General features: G+C 71.5%; 12 protein-coding genes. 5 read left to right on the top strand and 7 right to left on the bottom strand.

Translation table 11 applies throughout. From position 1 onward, the window contains the following. Positions 1-19: 19 nt before the first annotated feature. Both ACWDZ4_RS18165 and ACWDZ4_RS18170 read right to left on the bottom strand, forming a co-directional pair. Positions 20-1,027, bottom strand: coding sequence for a LacI family DNA-binding transcriptional regulator (locus ACWDZ4_RS18165; protein WP_451509393.1), 1,008 nt, complete (start codon positions 1,025-1,027; stop codon positions 20-22). Between the two features lie 236 nt (positions 1,028-1,263). After that, on the bottom strand, positions 1,264-2,997 hold the full coding sequence (locus tag ACWDZ4_RS18170; RefSeq protein ID WP_451509394.1) for a glycoside hydrolase family 6 protein: 1,734 nt from the start codon (positions 2,995-2,997) through the stop codon (positions 1,264-1,266). 586 nt (positions 2,998-3,583) lie between these two features. On the opposite strand from ACWDZ4_RS18170, the gene ACWDZ4_RS18175 reads away from it, so the two are divergent. From ACWDZ4_RS18175 to ACWDZ4_RS18185, 3 genes are all read left to right on the top strand, one after another. Next, the gene (locus tag ACWDZ4_RS18175; RefSeq protein WP_451509395.1) at positions 3,584-6,283 is read left to right on the top strand and encodes a cellulose binding domain-containing protein; all 2,700 of its coding nucleotides are present in this window, start codon (positions 3,584-3,586) and stop codon (positions 6,281-6,283) included. 255 nt (positions 6,284-6,538) lie between these two features. Then, entirely contained in the window at positions 6,539-7,117 is a 579-nt protein-coding gene (locus ACWDZ4_RS18180; RefSeq protein ID WP_451509396.1) for a hypothetical protein, read from the top strand. A 200-nt stretch (positions 7,118-7,317) separates the two neighbouring features. Beyond that, positions 7,318-7,671: a hypothetical protein gene (locus ACWDZ4_RS18185; protein WP_451509397.1), complete on the top strand. Its 354-nt coding sequence runs from the start codon at positions 7,318-7,320 to the stop codon at positions 7,669-7,671. Between the two features lie 37 nt (positions 7,672-7,708). On the opposite strand, the gene ACWDZ4_RS18190 is transcribed toward ACWDZ4_RS18185, so the two are convergent. Together ACWDZ4_RS18190 and ACWDZ4_RS18195 are read right to left on the bottom strand one after the other, a co-directional pair. Then, positions 7,709-8,131: a secondary thiamine-phosphate synthase enzyme YjbQ gene (locus ACWDZ4_RS18190; protein WP_451509398.1), complete on the bottom strand. Its 423-nt coding sequence runs from the start codon at positions 8,129-8,131 to the stop codon at positions 7,709-7,711. A gap of 19 nt (positions 8,132-8,150) precedes the next feature. Further along, complete coding sequence (locus tag ACWDZ4_RS18195; RefSeq protein WP_451509399.1) at positions 8,151-8,441, bottom strand: hypothetical protein; 291 nt, start codon at positions 8,439-8,441, stop codon at positions 8,151-8,153. 76 nt (positions 8,442-8,517) lie between these two features. Here ACWDZ4_RS18195 and ACWDZ4_RS18200 point away from each other — a divergent pair, with 76 nt between their 5' ends. After that, the gene (locus ACWDZ4_RS18200; RefSeq protein WP_451509400.1) at positions 8,518-9,645 is read left to right on the top strand and encodes an NAD(P)-binding domain-containing protein; all 1,128 of its coding nucleotides are present in this window, start codon (positions 8,518-8,520) and stop codon (positions 9,643-9,645) included. Positions 9,646-9,717: 72 nt separating this feature from the next. On the opposite strand, the gene mltG is transcribed toward ACWDZ4_RS18200, so the two are convergent. Then, positions 9,718-10,539 carry an endolytic transglycosylase MltG gene (gene mltG, locus ACWDZ4_RS18205; RefSeq protein WP_451509401.1) on the bottom strand — a complete coding sequence of 274 codons (822 nt, stop codon included), beginning with the start codon at positions 10,537-10,539 and terminating at the stop codon, positions 9,718-9,720. Positions 10,540-10,947: 408 nt separating this feature from the next. Continuing rightward, entirely contained in the window at positions 10,948-12,756 is a 1,809-nt protein-coding gene (locus tag ACWDZ4_RS18210; RefSeq protein WP_451509402.1) for an ABC transporter ATP-binding protein, read from the bottom strand. 96 nt (positions 12,757-12,852) lie between these two features. On the opposite strand from ACWDZ4_RS18210, the gene ACWDZ4_RS18215 reads away from it, so the two are divergent. Next, the gene (locus ACWDZ4_RS18215) at positions 12,853-13,368 is read left to right on the top strand and encodes a MarR family winged helix-turn-helix transcriptional regulator (protein WP_451509403.1); all 516 of its coding nucleotides are present in this window, start codon (positions 12,853-12,855) and stop codon (positions 13,366-13,368) included. 91 nt (positions 13,369-13,459) lie between these two features. On the opposite strand, the gene ACWDZ4_RS18220 is transcribed toward ACWDZ4_RS18215, so the two are convergent. Beyond that, positions 13,460-15,088 carry a peptide-N4-asparagine amidase gene (locus ACWDZ4_RS18220; protein WP_451509404.1) on the bottom strand — a complete coding sequence of 543 codons (1,629 nt, stop codon included), beginning with the start codon at positions 15,086-15,088 and terminating at the stop codon, positions 13,460-13,462. Positions 15,089-15,094 lie beyond the last annotated feature (6 nt).

Here is a 15,094-nt window from a genome sequence, read left to right on the forward strand (position 1 = left end):
CCGGAACCGACGGTACGGGTCAGGCGGGTGCGGGCCCCGTGCTGGCCCGCACCGTCAGTTCCGGGGTGAGCAGTTCGATGCCGTCCGTGCCGTGTCCGTCCAGTTTGGCAACGACGTGCTCCACCGCCCGCCGCCCCATCTCCTGGGCCGGGATGGCCACCGACGTCAGCCGTACGGAGGCCTGGACCGCGACCTGGTCCGGGCAGACGGCGACCACGGACACGTCCTCGGGGACCGCCCGGCCCTGCCGGCGCAACAGGGCGAGCAGCGGCTCGACGGCCGACTCGTTCTGTACGACGAAGCCGGTGGTGCCGGGCCGCTCGTCGAAGATCCGGGCGAGGGTCGCGGCCAGCGCGTCGTACCCGCCGTCGCTGGGGCGGTGCAGCAGGCGCAGGTCCAGCTCGCGGGCGCGGGTGCGCAGCCCTTCGAGGGTGCGCTCGGCGAAGCCGGTGTGCCGCTCGTAGACGGCGGGCGCCTCGCCGATCACCGCGATGTCGCGGTGGCCGAGGCCGGCCAGGTGCTCGGCGCAGAGCGCGCCCGTCGCCACGAAGTCGAGGTCCACGCAGGTCAGTCCGACCGTTTCGGCGGGCAGGCCGATGAGCACGGCGGGCTGTCCGCTCTCGCGCAGCAGCGGCAGCCGGACGTCGTCGAGCTCGACGTCCATCAGGATCATGGCGTCCGCCATCCCGCTGCCGGTGACCCGGCGTACGGCGGACGCCCCCTCCTCGCCGGTCAGCAGCAGCACGTCGTACCCGTGGGTGCGCGCGGTGGTGGCGACGGCGACGGCGATCTCCATCATCACGGGTACGTACATGTCGGTGCGCAGCGGCATCATCAGCGCGATGATGTTGGACTTGCTGCTCGCCAGGGCCCGGGCGCCCGCATTGGGGTGGTACCCGAGATCCTGGATGCTGCGTTCGACGCGCAGGCGCGTCGCGGAGGAGATCGACCGCTTGCCGCTGAGGACGTAACTCACCGTGCTGGCCGAGACTCCGGCGTGTCGGGCGACCTCGGCGAGGGTGACCATTCGACATCTCCCGAACATGGCGGCCGGGGCAGCGAAACGCTTCGCCTCCGGCTGCCACAGTGTCAGTGACAGATACTGGTTCCGACCTTAGAGGGGCACTTCAGAGCTGTCCAGAGGGTGAGTCGAAGCGCTTCGACGTATTTACGCTCGCCCGTCCCGGACGTAGGGGCGGACGTACGGGCGGAAGCACGGTGGTGCGGCGCCCCGAGAGGGACGCCGCACCGGTGCTCCGGACGCTACAGCGCCGGATGGGCGTTCTTCAGGAGCTGCTGGAACTGGGCGGAGAACCACTGCCCCGACAGCGGCGCGTCGGGCAGGGCGCCCGTCATGTTGTTGTTGTTCCGGGGGTTGCCGGTGTACGTCGGGTCGCACATCCGGTCGAAGCCCTTCCCCTCGTCGTTGGGGATCGCCTTGCTGGAGCCGTCGGACTCGCCCGGGGGCTTCATCCAGACGTACGCGTCGATCCCCGCGGCGGGCGCGGCCTGCGGACGTTCGCCGAGCCCGGCACCCGCCTGGTTGCACCAGTTGCCGAGGTGGATGCGGCGGTCGTAGCGGCCACCGTCCACATAGGCGTCGACGCTGGTCCTCGGTCCCGGCTGGGCGGGCCGGGCGCTGCCGCCCCAGCCGTTGCGCGAGGTGTCGATCAGCATGCCGAGCTTCGTGTCGAAGCCGATCGAGACGAGCTTGTTGCGCATGGCCTGCGCGTAGGACAGCTCGTCGGTGTAGCGGTTCCAGTCGACCCACTTGGACTGGCGGACCGAGACACCGTTGACGCTGTCGTCGATGGTGAAGTTGTTCTCCTTCAGGGCGCTGTAGTTGGCGGTGTTGACGATGAACCCGTGGACGTCGCCGACCGTGGCGCCCTCGGCCGTGGCGGCCTGCTTGAACAGGTCGGCGGAGGGGCCGAAGTTGTCGTCCCAGCCGAGCCAGCCGTGGTGTCCGGCGTCGACGTAGTTGTAGACGTTGGGCGCGTTTCCGAGCTTGTTGAGGGCGTAGCCGACCCCCTTGATGTAGTTGCCGTTGGCCTTCATGACGTCGCAGTTGGGCGTGGCGGTGGGACGCGGTGTGACGTTGGTGACGAGGTTGGGCAGTGAGTCGATCTCGACGGTGGTGACGATCCGCAGGGAGGCGTACTTCGGATCGGCGAGGATCGCCGCGATCGGGTCGATGTAGTCGCGCTTGTACTTGTCGATCTCCGTCGCGCCGAGTTCGCCGTTGGAGGCGAGGGCGGCGCAGTCGCGTCCCGGCAGGTTGTAGATGACGAGCTGTACGAAGAGTTCGCCGGTGCCCTTCTGCTTGAGCGCCTCGTCGAGGTGGTCGCGCAGGCCCATGCCCGTGCCCACGCCCTCGATCGCGGCGGTCCGGTCGAGCCAGACACCGGTGGGCTGGCGGGCTATGGCGGCGCCGCCCGGTTCGGCGGCGGCCTTCGCGGCCCACTCCGGGTTCACGTACCCCTTGGCGCCGGCATACGGGTTGTCCACCCGGGTGCCCGGTACGGGCGGATCCGTGGGGCCGGGGCCCGGGTCCGTACCGCCTCCGCCGTCGACGTTGCAGGTGACGCCGTCGAGGGTGAAGGCGGCGGGCAGGGCGTTGGTTCCGCTGTAGGTGGCGTTGAAACCGAAGCTGACCGAACCACCGCTGGCGAGTGAGGCGTTGTAGCTCTCATTGGCGGCGGTGACCTGGGTGCCGCTCTGGCTGATCCTGGCGTTCCATCCCTGCGTGACCTTCTGGTCGCCGGCGTACGACCACTTCACGGCCCACGCGTTCTTGGCGGAACCGTGGTTGGTGACGGTGACGGCGGCGCTGAACCCGCCGCCCCACTGGTTCTGCACCTTGTAGTCGACGGTGCAGGGGACGGCGGACGCGCCCGTGCCCGTGCCCATGTCCGTGGGAAGTGCCGCCATGGCGGTTCCGGCCGTCCCGGACACCAGCGCGAGCGCGGCGAGTAACGCGATTCTTGTGCGGTTCATCTCGGGTCCTGTCTGTCGAGTCGTCCGAAGTCGTGACGGCACATCGGTGTGCCGTCGGATCTGCTGATCAGCGGCGGCCCGAAGGCGGTGTTCCTGGTGTTCCAGGTGTTCGGGGCCAACCGGGATACGCCGGTCCGTGCGGGTCGGGCCACGGCGCGGCGACAGGCATGAGCGTGGTGTTCCGGCTCGCCACCGGAGGCGGGGCGAGGGCTGCACCGACAGGCGGTGCGAGGGAATGCGGAGGGTGTCACATGAGCGACTCCTTGCAGCTCCGACGCGTCGTCACAGACGCGTCGACTGATGGAACCGCTCCCACTGGTGTTTTGAAGCTAGCGTCAAGTTCCGTCAAGGAACAGAGGAGTTCCCGTATTCCTCTGTCGAATTACTTCGACTCTTCAAGCCCCTTGACCCTCCTTGCTTCCCCTCTCCACTCTGGGAGCGCTCCCACTGGTTCGCAGCTTGTTGTCCCGCCGACGGAGTGAGCCGCACAGCAGAGCCGCGTTCCACTCCCGTCGGCGGAGCCGCACCCGTCTCCACGTCATCACCGGTTCCGGGCCCCACCGGCACCACTGAAGGGACACCCCCCATGCGATCCCCTGTGCCACGGGCGGGCAGAGCACGCCTGCTCCCCCTCCTGCTCGCTCTGTCGGCCCTCACCGGCGGCCTCCTCGCCGGTGCGCCACCGGGCTTCGCCGAACCGGCCGGCCGGGCCACCGCGGACAGGGACAGACCGGCCGCGGCGACCGCCGCGGACACTTACACCTGGAAGAACGTACGGATCGACGGCGGCGGCTTCGTTCCCGGCATCGTCTTCAACCGCACCGAGAAGAACCTCGCCTACGCCCGCACCGACATCGGCGGCGCCTACCGCTGGCAGCAGGACACCCGGACGTGGACACCGCTCCTGGACTCGGTCGGCTGGGACGACTGGGGGCACACCGGCGTCATCAGCATCGCCTCCGACGCCGCCGAGCCGAGCAGGGTGTACGCCGCCGTGGGCACGTACACCAACGACTGGGACCCGGGCAACGGCGCCGTACTGCGCTCCTCGGACCGGGGCGCGAGCTGGAAGAAGGCAGACCTGCCGTTCAAGCTGGGCGGCAACATGCCGGGGCGCGGCATGGGCGAGCGCCTCGCGGTGGACCCGCACAAGAACAACGTGCTCTACCTCGGCGCGCCCAGCGGCAAGGGACTGTGGCGCTCCACGGACTCGGGCGTCACGTGGTCGCAGGTGACCGCCTTCCCCAACCCCGGCAACTACCGGCAGGACCCGTCCGACACGAGCGGGTACGCCTCCGACAACCAGGGCATCGCCTGGGTCACCTTCGACGAGTCCACCGGTTCACCGGGCAACGCCACCAGAACGCTCTACGTGGGCGTCGCCGACAAGGAGAACGCGGTCTACCGCTCGACCGACGCGGGTGCGACCTGGTCACGGCTCGCGGGCCAGCCCACCGGTCTGCTCGCCCACAAGGGCGTCCTCGACGCCGAGAACGGCTACCTCTACCTCCCCTACAGTGACAAGGGCGGACCGTACGACGGCGGCAAGGGCCAGGTGTGGCGGTACGCGACGAGGACCGGGGAGTGGAAGGACATCAGCCCGGTCGCCGAGGCCGACACGCACTACGGCTTCAGCGGACTGAGCATCGACCGGCAGCGCCCGGGCACCGTCATGGTGACCGGCTACAGCTCCTGGTGGCCGGACACGCAGATATTCCGCTCCACGGACCGGGGCGCCACCTGGACGACGGCCTGGTCCTACTCCTCGTACCCCGAGCGCGCCAACCGCTACACGATGGACGTCTCGTCCGTGCCGTGGCTGTCCTGGGGCGCGCATCCCGCACCGCCCGAACAGAGCCCGAAACTGGGCTGGATGACCGAGGCCCTGGAGATCGACCCGTTCGACTCCGACCGCATGATGTACGGGACGGGCGCGACGGTCTACGGAACCGAGAACCTCGGCGCGTGGGACTCCGGCGGCAGGTTCACCGTCGAGCCGATGGTGCGGGGTCTGGAGGAGACCGCGGTCAACGACCTCGCCGCGCCGCCGTCCGGCGCGCCGCTGCTGAGCGCGCTGGGGGACATCGGCGGCTTCCGGCACACCGACGTCACCGAGGTGCCGCCGCTGATGTACCAGTCGCCGAACTTCTCCACCACGACCAGCCTGGACTTCGCCGAGTCCGCACCGGACACGGTGGTACGGGTGGGCAACGCCGACGCGGGCCCGCACGTCTCCTTCTCCCGGGACAACGGAGCCACCTGGCAGGCGGGAAGCGACCCGGCCGGCGTGACCGGCGGCGGTACGGTCGCGGTGTCCGCCGACGGCGGCCGGTTCGTGTGGAGCCCGCAGGGCACGGGGGTGCAGACCGGATCCGGCTCCTCCTGGACCGCTTCCACCGGCATACCGGCGGACGCGGCCGTGGAGGCCGACCGTGTCGACCCGAAGACGTTCTACGGCTTCAAGTCCGGTAGGTTCTACGTCAGTTCGGACGGCGGCGCGACCTTCACCGCGAAGGCGTCCAGTGGGCTGCCCACGGACGGCGGCGTCCGCTTCAAGGCGGTGCCGGGCGCCAAGGGCGACATCTGGCTGGCCGGCGGCTCGACGAAGGGCGCGTACGGGCTGTGGCGTTCGAAGGACGGCGGCGCCACCTTCACCAAGCTGACCGGCGTGGGCGAGGCCGACACGATCGGCTTCGGCAAGGCCGCGCCGGGCGCCTCGTACCAGACCCTCTACACCAGCGCGAAGATCGGCGGCGTGCGCGGCATCTTCCGCTCCACGGACGCCGGGGCGAGCTGGACCCGTATCAACGACGACGCCCACCAGTGGGGGTGGACCGGTGCGGCCATCACCGGTGACCCCCGGGTCTACGGGCGGGTGTACGTGGCGACCAACGGCCGCGGCATCGTGTACGGCGACACGGCGGACTCCGGCGGCCCCGGCGCCCCGGGTGACCCTCCGGGTCCGGGCACCTGCTCCGTCACCTACACGATCACGAACCAGTGGTCCGGCGGCTTCCAGGCCGAGGCGACCCTCACCAACAGCGGCAGCGCGGCCTGGGACGGCTGGGCACTCGGCTGGTCCTTCCCCAACGGCCAGAAAGTCACCCAGCTGTGGAACGCCTCGTACGCGCAGCAGGGCGCGGCGGTGACGGTGAAGAACCTGGGCTGGAACGGGAAGGTGCCACCCGGCGCGTCGGTCGGCTTCGGGTTCACCGGCAGCTGGTCGGGGACCAATGACAGACCTGTGACGTTCACCCGGGGAGGCAAGGACTGCACCACCGGCTGACGCCGCTCCGGCAGGGCCGGGGGGACGCGTGTACGCACGCGTCCCCCCGGTGTGCCGCCCCTGCCGTCCGTCCGCCCCCGGACTCCGGCGGCGGCGCCCCGGGCAGCCGGCCACCGCAGGCCAGTGGAGGGACGGGGCCGGGAGGGTTGGTCCATTCGCCCTACTTGCTGTGGTGGTGGCCGGTGCGGTGTGTGAGCGTGATCGGGATGTCGCGGACAGGCGCCGTCGAGACCTTCTGCCCCAGGGAGCCTTCAGATGTCGGAACGCAACACCGTCCTGCGCAGCATGCACGATCTGGGCCTGGCCGCGTGGTTCGGCGGCTCGCTGATGGGCGCCGTAGGACTGAACGGCGCCGCCGTGTCCGAGGGCGGGACCGAGGCCGCCGCCGCGCGGATCGCCAGTTGCGGCTGGGCGAAATGGACGCCGGTCAACGCCGCCGCCATCGCCGTGCATCTGGTGGGCGGCAGCGGGCTGCTGGCGGCCAACGCCGCCCGTGTCACGACCCAGCAGGGTGTGGCGGCCTCCACCCTGGCCAAGACGGTTCTCACCGGTGGGGCACTGGCCGCCACCGCATACGCCCGGCTGCTCGGAAAGAAGGTGGAACTCGCGTCCTCCTCGGACCCGGAGGACACCGAGAAGGCGGCCAAGCACCCGGTCGACCTGGAGAAGGCGCAGCGCCACCTGACATGGATGCAGTGGGCGGTGCCCGCGATGACCGGCGGCCTGCTGGTCCTCAACGCCCTGCACGGGGAGCAGCAGCGCCCCTCGCAGCAGTCCCAGGGCATGCTGCACAGGATGATGCCGGTGATGCCGCCGATGGGCCGGCACATGTGAGACGGATGTGAGGCGGATGCCGGACCACCCCGCGCGGGTGGCTCCGGTCCACGCACCCGCACGGGCCCGGTTTCCGTACGCCGTACGGAAACCGGGCCGACCGCCTTCCGGGCGGGCCCGGCCGCATGAGCAGGCTCCTGGTACATCAGGCCGGCCCGGGGATCCACAGGTGGAACGAGCGCACACAGCAACGGCCACGCGTGGACACTCCGCGCCGGGTCGGTCCGTACCGCCTGATCGCCCGCCTCGATCCGGCCGCCCCCGGCATGCTCTTCGCCGCCCACGACAACTGGCCCAAGCGCCCGGACCCCGGGACGGGCGAGGACCTCTGGAGAATGGGCAGCGGCAACGGCCCCCTGCGGACCCAGGGCTCCGGCGCCCGGACCGTCGACACGGACGAGCTCTCACCGCGGGTGAGCGGCCTCGGTCCGGCGACGGGCTACCCCCGCACGGGGTACAGGAAGGGCGAAGGAAGCCGCTGGGGCCTCGCGGTCGGCGGCAACCGCGTCTTCTTCCACGACTCGCGCTCCCTGACCGCCCTGCCGGTGTTCTGAGCCGCCCCGGCCGGACACCGTGTCCAGCGGGGGGAGCTCAGCCGAGGAAGCTCAGCCGGACCTGACGGTTCGGGTTGTCCCTGTTCGTGTCGACCAGGCAGACGGACTGCCAGGTGCCCAGTTCGAGCCGGCCGCCGACCACCGGCAACGTCGCGTGCGGGGGTACGAGGGCGGGGAGTACGTGGTCGCGGCCGTGGCCCGGGCTGCCGTGGCGGTGTTGCCAGCGGTCGTCGGCGGGGAGCAGGGTGTGCAGCGCGGCGAGGAGGTCGGTGTCGCTGCCGGCGCCCGTTTCGAGGATCGCGATGCCGGCCGTCGCGTGCGGGACGAAGATGTTGAGCAGGCCGTCCCTGCCGCGCGCCGCCTGCTGGAGGAACTGTTCGCACTCCTGCGTCAGGTCGGCCACGGTCTCGTCCGAGCCGGTGGCGATGTTCAGGATGCGGGTGGTGAAGACGTCGGACATGCCTCCATCATGCACGGGACTACGCGCCCGGCAGGGTGTCCAGGTCCGGCTGGACCTCCACCGTGCATTCGGCGTCCTCCGGGCCCACGCCCTCGGCGTCGCGCCATACGCAGATCCGTACGTGGTGGACCCCCGAGCCCTCGTGGTCCCACTCCGTCGCAAGGTCACGCACCACCACCGCGGCGACGAATTCGGCGTCCTCGGGCTGGGTGGCGGTGGTGACGGTTCCCCGGTAGCGCTCACCCAGCGGGTGCCAGCCGGCGCTTCCCGCGGGCGCGTCCACCCGGTACACGTATGTGGCGGTGGTCATTTCGGCACCGTACCCGCATCGGCGGGAATTACGTGAGGTCGGGAAGATCCGCACCACCGCCCCCGTTAGTAGAAACATGAACAACATTGGGGTGCGGAACGGGGAAGCGGTCGTGGACGTCGACGTGGTCGTGGTCGGCGCCGGGCAGGCCGGCCTGTCCAGCGCCTACCACCTGCGGCGCGCGGGCCTCGAACCCGGCCGCGACTTCGTCGTGCTCGACCACTCCCCGCACCCGGGCGGCGCGTGGCAGTTCCGGTGGCCCACCCTGACGTACGGCAAGGTCCACGGCATGCACGCGCTGCCGGGCATGGAGCTGACGGGCGCCGACGAGAGCCGGCCCTCCTCCGAGGTCGTCGGGGAGTACTTCGCGCGGTACGAGCGGACCTTCGGGCTGCGCGTACGCCGTCCGGTCGGCGTGTCGGCGGTGCGCGAGGGCGGGGGCGGGCGGCTGCGCGTCGAGACGTCGGAGGGGGTGTGGTCCGCGCGCGCCCTCATCAACGCGACGGGCACGTGGGACCGGCCCTTCTGGCCCCGCCACCCAGGTCAGGAGACCTTCCGCGGGCGGCAGCTGCACACGGCGGACTATCCGGGGCCGCAGGAGTTCGCCGGACAGCGGGTGGTGGTCGTGGGCGGCGGGACGTCCGGCGTGCAGCATCTGATGGAGATCGCCGAAGTCGCCGCGGAGACCACCTGGGTGACGCGGCGGCCGCCGGTCTTTCGCGAGGGCCCTTTCGGCGAGGAGCAGGGGCGGGCCGCCGTCGCGCTCGTCGACGAGCGGGTACGGCGCGGGCTGCCGCCGCAGAGCGTCGTGTCGGTGACCGGTCTGCCGGTGACCGGGGCGGTCGCGCGGGCCCGCGCGGGGGGTGTGCTGGACCGGCTGCCGATGTTCGACAGGGTTACGCCGAACGGGGTGTCCTGGGCCGACGGGCGGACGGTCGACGCCGACGTCATCCTGTGGGCGACCGGGTTCCGCGCCGCGATCGACCATCTGGCGCCGCTCAAGCTGCGTGAGCCGGGCGGTGGTATCCGCGTGGAGGGCACGCGGGCGACGCGTGACGAGCGGATCCACCTGGTGGGCTACGGGCCCTCGGCCAGCACCATCGGGGCCAACCGGGCGGGCCGGGCCGCCGTGCGCACGATCATGCGGCCGCCGGAACGGCGGGCGGATCCGGTGGGGGCCGAGCCGGCCCTGGCCGGCCGGTGAGGCGTCAGCCGGCCGGTGAGACCTCCGCCGGCCGGCGGGTGAGACGCCGGCCGGCGGACCTGACCACCGGGCCTAGCCGCCGGATCCGCCCGCGCCCCTGCGGTTGGCGTTGAACTCCTCGACGTTCTTCCGCTGCTCCGCGTAGTCGCCGGTGAAGCGCGTGTCCCCCGGCGCGACCGTGACGAAGTAGAGCCAGTCCCCCGGCGGCGGGTCGAGCGCCGCGTCCATCGCCTGCCGGCCCGGGTTGCCGATCGGCGTGGGCGGCAGGCCGGCGTGCTCGTACGTGTTGTACGGGGTGTCGATCTCCGTGTCCGCGTGCGTGGTGTCGAGGGTCGAGCGGTTCAGCGCGTAGTTGAGCGTCGAGTCCATCTGGAGCGGCATGCCCCGCGCCAGCCGGTTGTCGATGACGCGCGCGACCTTCCCCATGTCCTCCACCGTGTCGGCCTCGGCCTGCACGATGCTGGCGATGGCGACGTTCCGGTACGTCGCGGGCGCCGACCCGAAGTTCTTGTTCGCCGTGTTCACCATGTACGAGAGCAGACTCGCCGGCGTCGTCCCCTCGTCGATCGGATACGTGGCCGGGAAGAGGTAGCCCTCCGGGTTCCCCCCGGCCTCGGGCGGCAGCTTCAGGTCCGCCGTGCCCGCCGCCTTCGCGGTGGTCCCCGGGGCGGCACCGAGGGCCTTGTCGACCGCCGCGTACACCTGGAAGGACCGCCGCCCCTCCGGGATCAGGAGGGTACGCGGTTCGCGCTCCTCCTCCCCGAGCAGTATCAGCGGCACCAGGACCGCGGCCGCCACCACCGCGGCGGCCATACCCACGATGAGGAGCAGTCGCCCGCGGCGCGTCAGAGGAGGGCTGCTCGCGGGCCGTTTCCGTGCGGACTCGTTCTCCATGCGGGCACGCTAACCCGCCCGGCGCGGTGTTCCGGGGAGCCCGGGGGCGGCGAACAGCCTGCCGCGGGCGACACGAACGCACGAACAGGGGATCGGGTGTTCGCCCCAACGCGTCGTCGTACCGCATTCCATCGCCCGACTCCCCTGCGGCGCATGATGCTTACGGTGCGCAAGCGACGGGCTGCAGACCTCGACCGCGCATGTCCCACTGATACAGCGAACAGAGCACCCAGGAGAACCCGGGATCATGAACCTCATCACCGACCTTCCCGCCGGCGCCTTCCACTTCCTGGGCCGGCCGGCCTGACCGGGGTCTCGCCCGGCGCCGCTTCTCCCCCGTCCCAGGGGAGGGGCGGCGTTCCCGCCCTCCCGCCCTCCCGCCTTCCCGCACCGCCGCGGGCTTTCAGGTCAGGTGGCGGGCGACAGCTGGGCGTCTCTGCGCACCAGGGCCGCGTACCGGCCGTTTCGGGCGAGCAGTTCCTCGTGGGTGCCGCGCTCGACGGTTCTTCCGCCGTCGAGGACGACGATCTGGTCGGCGTCCCTGACCGTGGAGAGCCGGTGCGCGATGGTGAGGGTCGTACGGCCCGCCGAGAGCGCGTCGATGGCCTGCTGCACGGCGTGTTCGGTACGGGTGTCGAGCGCGCTCGTCGCCTCGTCGAGGATGAGCACGGGCGGGTCGCGCAGGATGGTCCGGGCGATCGCCAGGCGCTGCTTCTCACCGCCGGAGAAGCGGTACCCCCGCTCGCCGACCAGGGTGTCGTACCCGTCGGGCAGTGAGGCGATGTGGTCGTGGATCTGTGCCGCCTCGGCGGCCGCGCGCAGCTCCTCGTCGGTCGCGTCGGGCTTCGCGAAGCGCAGGTTCTCGGCGACGGAGGCGTGGAAGAGGTACGTCTCCTGGGAGACCACGCCGATGGCGCGGGCCAGTGTGTCGAAGTCCAGGTCGCGCACGTCGACGCCGTCGAGGGTGACGCCGCCGCCCGTCACGTCGTACAGCCGGGGCACCAGATAGCTGAGGGTGCTCTTGCCCGATCCCGTGGGGCCGACGACGGCGAGACTGCCGCCGGCCGGGACCGTGACGTCGATGCCGGTGAGCGTGGGGCCGTTCTTCTCGTCGTAGGCGAAGGTGACGTCCTCGAAGCGCACTTCGCCGCGGATCTTCTCCAGGTGGACCGGCTTCTCGGGCTCCGTGATGTCCACCGGCAGGTCGAGGTACTCGAAGATCCGCTGGAAGAGCGCGAGCGAGGTCTGCATCTGCACACCGGTCGACAGGAGGCTCACGGCCGGCCGGAAGAGGCCCTGCTGGAGCGAGACGAAGGCGACGAGCGTGCCGAGGGAGACGTCCGCCCCGCCGGCCTGCATGGCCAGGCCCGCGACCCAGTAGATGACGGCGGGCATGGCGGCCATGACGATGCCGATGGTGGACATCCGCCAGCGTCCCGCCATGTTGGAGCGCACTTCGAGGTCGACGAGCCGCTCGGACTCGTCGGCGAAGGCCCGGGTGAGCGAGTCGGCGCGGCCCATGGTCCGGCCGAGCAGGATGCCGCTGACCGACAGCGACTCGGTGACGGTGGCGGCCATGGAGGCCATCTGTTTCTGCCGCTGCGTGGTGATCTTCTTGCGCTCGCGGCCGACCCGGCGGCTGATCCACACGAAGACCGGCAGCAGGAGCAGCGAGACGACGGTCAGCCGCCAGTCGAGCGCCAGCATGGCGACGACCGTGGCCACGACCGAGGTGAGGTTGGAGACCAGCGAGGTGGCGGTGGAGGTCACCGTCGCCTGCATGCCGCCGATGTCGTTGGCGATACGGGACTGCACCTCGCCGGTGCGGGTCCTGGTGAAGAAGGCGAGCGGCATGCGCTGCAACTGGGCGTAGACGGCGGTGCGCAGGTCGTGCATGACGCGCTGGCCGACCGTCGTGGAGATCAGGGTCTGGAGCACGCCGAAGACGCTCGTCACCACGGCGGTCAGGATCATGCCGGCGGCGAGCAGGCTCAGCAGCCCGGTACGCCCCTGCGGGATGGCGGTGTCGAGGATCTCCTTGAGCAGGAACGGGGAGGCGACGGAGACGAGGGAGGAGGCCGCCACGAGCAGGCCGACGAAGGCCAGCCGGCCCCGGTACGGGCGGAACAGCCGGAGGATGCGGCGTACCTGCGCGGGCTCCTCCGGCTCGGCGGGATCGCGGGCGGGGGGTGTCCACGTGGGCTGTTCGGGATGCATGGGCTCCTTCGCGCGGAGTGGGGAACGGAGATTATGAGAGCCTAGCTCATTGTTACCTCTACTCACAATGCACAAGGTCCTGATACCGTTCCCGGCATGAGCCCCTCCGACGCCGACTCCGGCATCACCCCCGACGTCGCCTCGGACGCAGCCCCCGACGCCGCCTCGGACGCCGACGGCCTGCTGGCCGAGCAGCTGCTCCGGCTGACGCGCCGGCTGCACCGGATCCAGCGGCAGCAGATGGAGCCGATCGGCATCACCCCCGCCCAGTCACGCCTGCTCCGCACGGTTTCGCACTACGACCTCCACCACGAGCCGCCGCCGCGGATGGCCGACCTGGCCAAGCGCCTGGACGTGGTCCCCCGCGCGGTGACCACCCTCGTCGACGGTCTGGAGGCGAGCGGCCGGGTGCGCCGCGTGCCCGATCCCACCAACCGCCGGGTGATACGGATCGAGCTCACCGACACCGGCCGCGCCACCCTCGGATCGCTGCGCAGCGCGCGCCGCGACGCCGCGGAGGACATCCTGGCCCCCTTGACCACCGAACAGCGCGAGGTGCTGGGCGGCCTGCTGTCCGCACTGGTCGACGGAATGCCGGAGCGGCGCTGCTGACTCGTCCCTCACCGGGCACCGGACGAGCGGGACCCGGACGAGCGGGACCCGGACGAGCGGGACCCGGCCGCACGGGGCCGGGCCCCCGTTCTCAGCCCGCCGAGGAACAGCGCAGCCGGTCCTCCGTCACCGTCCCCTGGACCGTCTTCAGGTCCCGGCCGTAGCAGCCCGCCGTCCCGTACAGCCGGTAGCTCTCGCTCGACGTGCCGACCGCGCGCCGGTCCTCACGGGGAACGTTCGTGGTGTACGTCGCGTCGCCCTCGTACGCGTCGTCCAGCCGCGACCAGGACACCCGCTCGCCGCCCCGCTCGGTGGAAGTGGCGGCGCGGTCGCCGAGCGCGAGGACGGTGCGCAGCCGGTCGCCGGCGCCGAGCGTCGTCGTACCGTCCATCGTGTAGGTGCGGTGGGCGCGCACGGTGGTGGCCGGGCCGCGGCCGTCGGTGGTGACGGTCTCGTCGTCCGTCCACTCGCCCTTGAGCGCGTCCAGGTCCTCGCCGTCGGTCCAGCGGTGGACGGAGGTGTGGGCGAGGGTGCGGTCGACGGTGGTGACGACGCGGCCGTGCGAGGTGTTCACCTGGCCGGAGACGGTGAGCCGGTGGCCGGCCCCGGTGGTGAGCCGGTGCTCCGGGCCCGCCGTGTACGCCGTGGAGTTGGCCGGCGGGCCGCTGCGGTGCCGGGTCGGCTTCCCCGTGACGACCTCGCTCCCCTCGTCCTGCCAGACCAGCACGTTGACGGGGGTGCTCCAGCCGCTCTGCCCCTCGGGGACGCCGACGACGGACACCTCGACGCGGTGCGGGCGGCCGTCGTTGAGCCGGCCGGCGAAGGGTGTCAGGTCGTACTGGAGGGGCTTGACGTCGAAAGCGCGCGGGCCGGGAATCACGTACCAGAGGAAGGGGTTGGACCAGCCGCCCGTCCAGACCGTCGGGGAGGGGGCGGCGATCCCCGCGAGCCGTCCGTCGACCTTGATCTGCACCTCGCGGTAGGGGCCGTCCGACGTCTTGCAGGAGTACGGCGCCTCCTCGGGGACGGACAGGTACCAGTACTCCTCGCAGCCGCCGCCCGAGCCCGTCGCGTACACCTCGGCGAGGATCCGCTCGGAGTTGCGCGGGGTGGTGAGGGAGTCCCCGTCGAGGGTGAGGACGCGGTCGGGGACGGTGGCGGCCGGCTTCGCGCGTCCCTCGGCGGCGTAGAAGGTCAGGGTCGCCTTCACCTCGATGACGCCGGTGTACGTCTCGTCGACGACATTGCCGATGAGCATCTCGACGGGCTGTTCGCGGCGGAGCGTGTCGCTGTAGCGCGTGACGTCCTTCTCCACGGACCAGGTGATGCCTTCGGGCGAGGGCTGCGGGGTGGAGGTGCGGAGCACCTCGACGCCTCCGATGCGGAGGTGCCCGAGACGGTCGTACTGCCGTCCCGCCACCTTGCCTTCGAGCCGGAGCACCACCTTGCTCCAGCGGTCGCCGCAGCCCTTCGGGGGCGCGTATCCGCCTTTGTACGGCGTGAAGTCGCGGAACCGGGCCCGCGCGACCGTCACTTCGCAGGACCGGGTGTCCGGGGTCTCGACGGGCGGCGCCGCGGTGACGGGGTCGTGCCAGTCCCGGCCGAACTCGGCGGGCGGTCCGCCCCCGGCGGTTGCCGCTCCGGCCTGGCCCGCCCCGAACACCGTTCCCGCGGCCAGGACCAGCCCCGCGAGCACGCACATGACTTGTGGTCGTCTCATGCGCCA

The organism is Streptomyces sp. NPDC003016 (genome assembly GCF_053591455.1).

What these genes read in the sequence shown, in the direction of transcription:
- ACWDZ4_RS18170 (WP_451509394.1), bottom strand. Translation starts at nt 2,997, where the DNA reads ATGAACCGCACAAGAATCGCGTTACTCGCCGCGCTCGCGCTGGTGTCC.
- ACWDZ4_RS18190 (WP_451509398.1), bottom strand. Translation starts at nt 8,131, where the DNA reads ATGTCCGACGTCTTCACCACCCGCATCCTGAACATCGCCACCGGCTCG.
- ACWDZ4_RS18200 (WP_451509400.1), top strand. Translation starts at nt 8,518, where the DNA reads ATGAACAACATTGGGGTGCGGAACGGGGAAGCGGTCGTGGACGTCGAC.
- ACWDZ4_RS18180 (WP_451509396.1), top strand. Translation starts at nt 6,539, where the DNA reads ATGTCGGAACGCAACACCGTCCTGCGCAGCATGCACGATCTGGGCCTG.
- ACWDZ4_RS18165 (WP_451509393.1), bottom strand. Translation starts at nt 1,027, where the DNA reads ATGGTCACCCTCGCCGAGGTCGCCCGACACGCCGGAGTCTCGGCCAGC.
- ACWDZ4_RS18175 (WP_451509395.1), top strand. Translation starts at nt 3,584, where the DNA reads ATGCGATCCCCTGTGCCACGGGCGGGCAGAGCACGCCTGCTCCCCCTC.
- ACWDZ4_RS18195 (WP_451509399.1), bottom strand. Translation starts at nt 8,441, where the DNA reads ATGACCACCGCCACATACGTGTACCGGGTGGACGCGCCCGCGGGAAGC.
- mltG (WP_451509401.1), bottom strand. Translation starts at nt 10,539, where the DNA reads ATGGAGAACGAGTCCGCACGGAAACGGCCCGCGAGCAGCCCTCCTCTG.
- ACWDZ4_RS18210 (WP_451509402.1), bottom strand. Translation starts at nt 12,756, where the DNA reads ATGCATCCCGAACAGCCCACGTGGACACCCCCCGCCCGCGATCCCGCC.
- ACWDZ4_RS18220 (WP_451509404.1), bottom strand. Translation starts at nt 15,088, where the DNA reads ATGAGACGACCACAAGTCATGTGCGTGCTCGCGGGGCTGGTCCTGGCC.
- ACWDZ4_RS18215 (WP_451509403.1), top strand. Translation starts at nt 12,853, where the DNA reads ATGAGCCCCTCCGACGCCGACTCCGGCATCACCCCCGACGTCGCCTCG.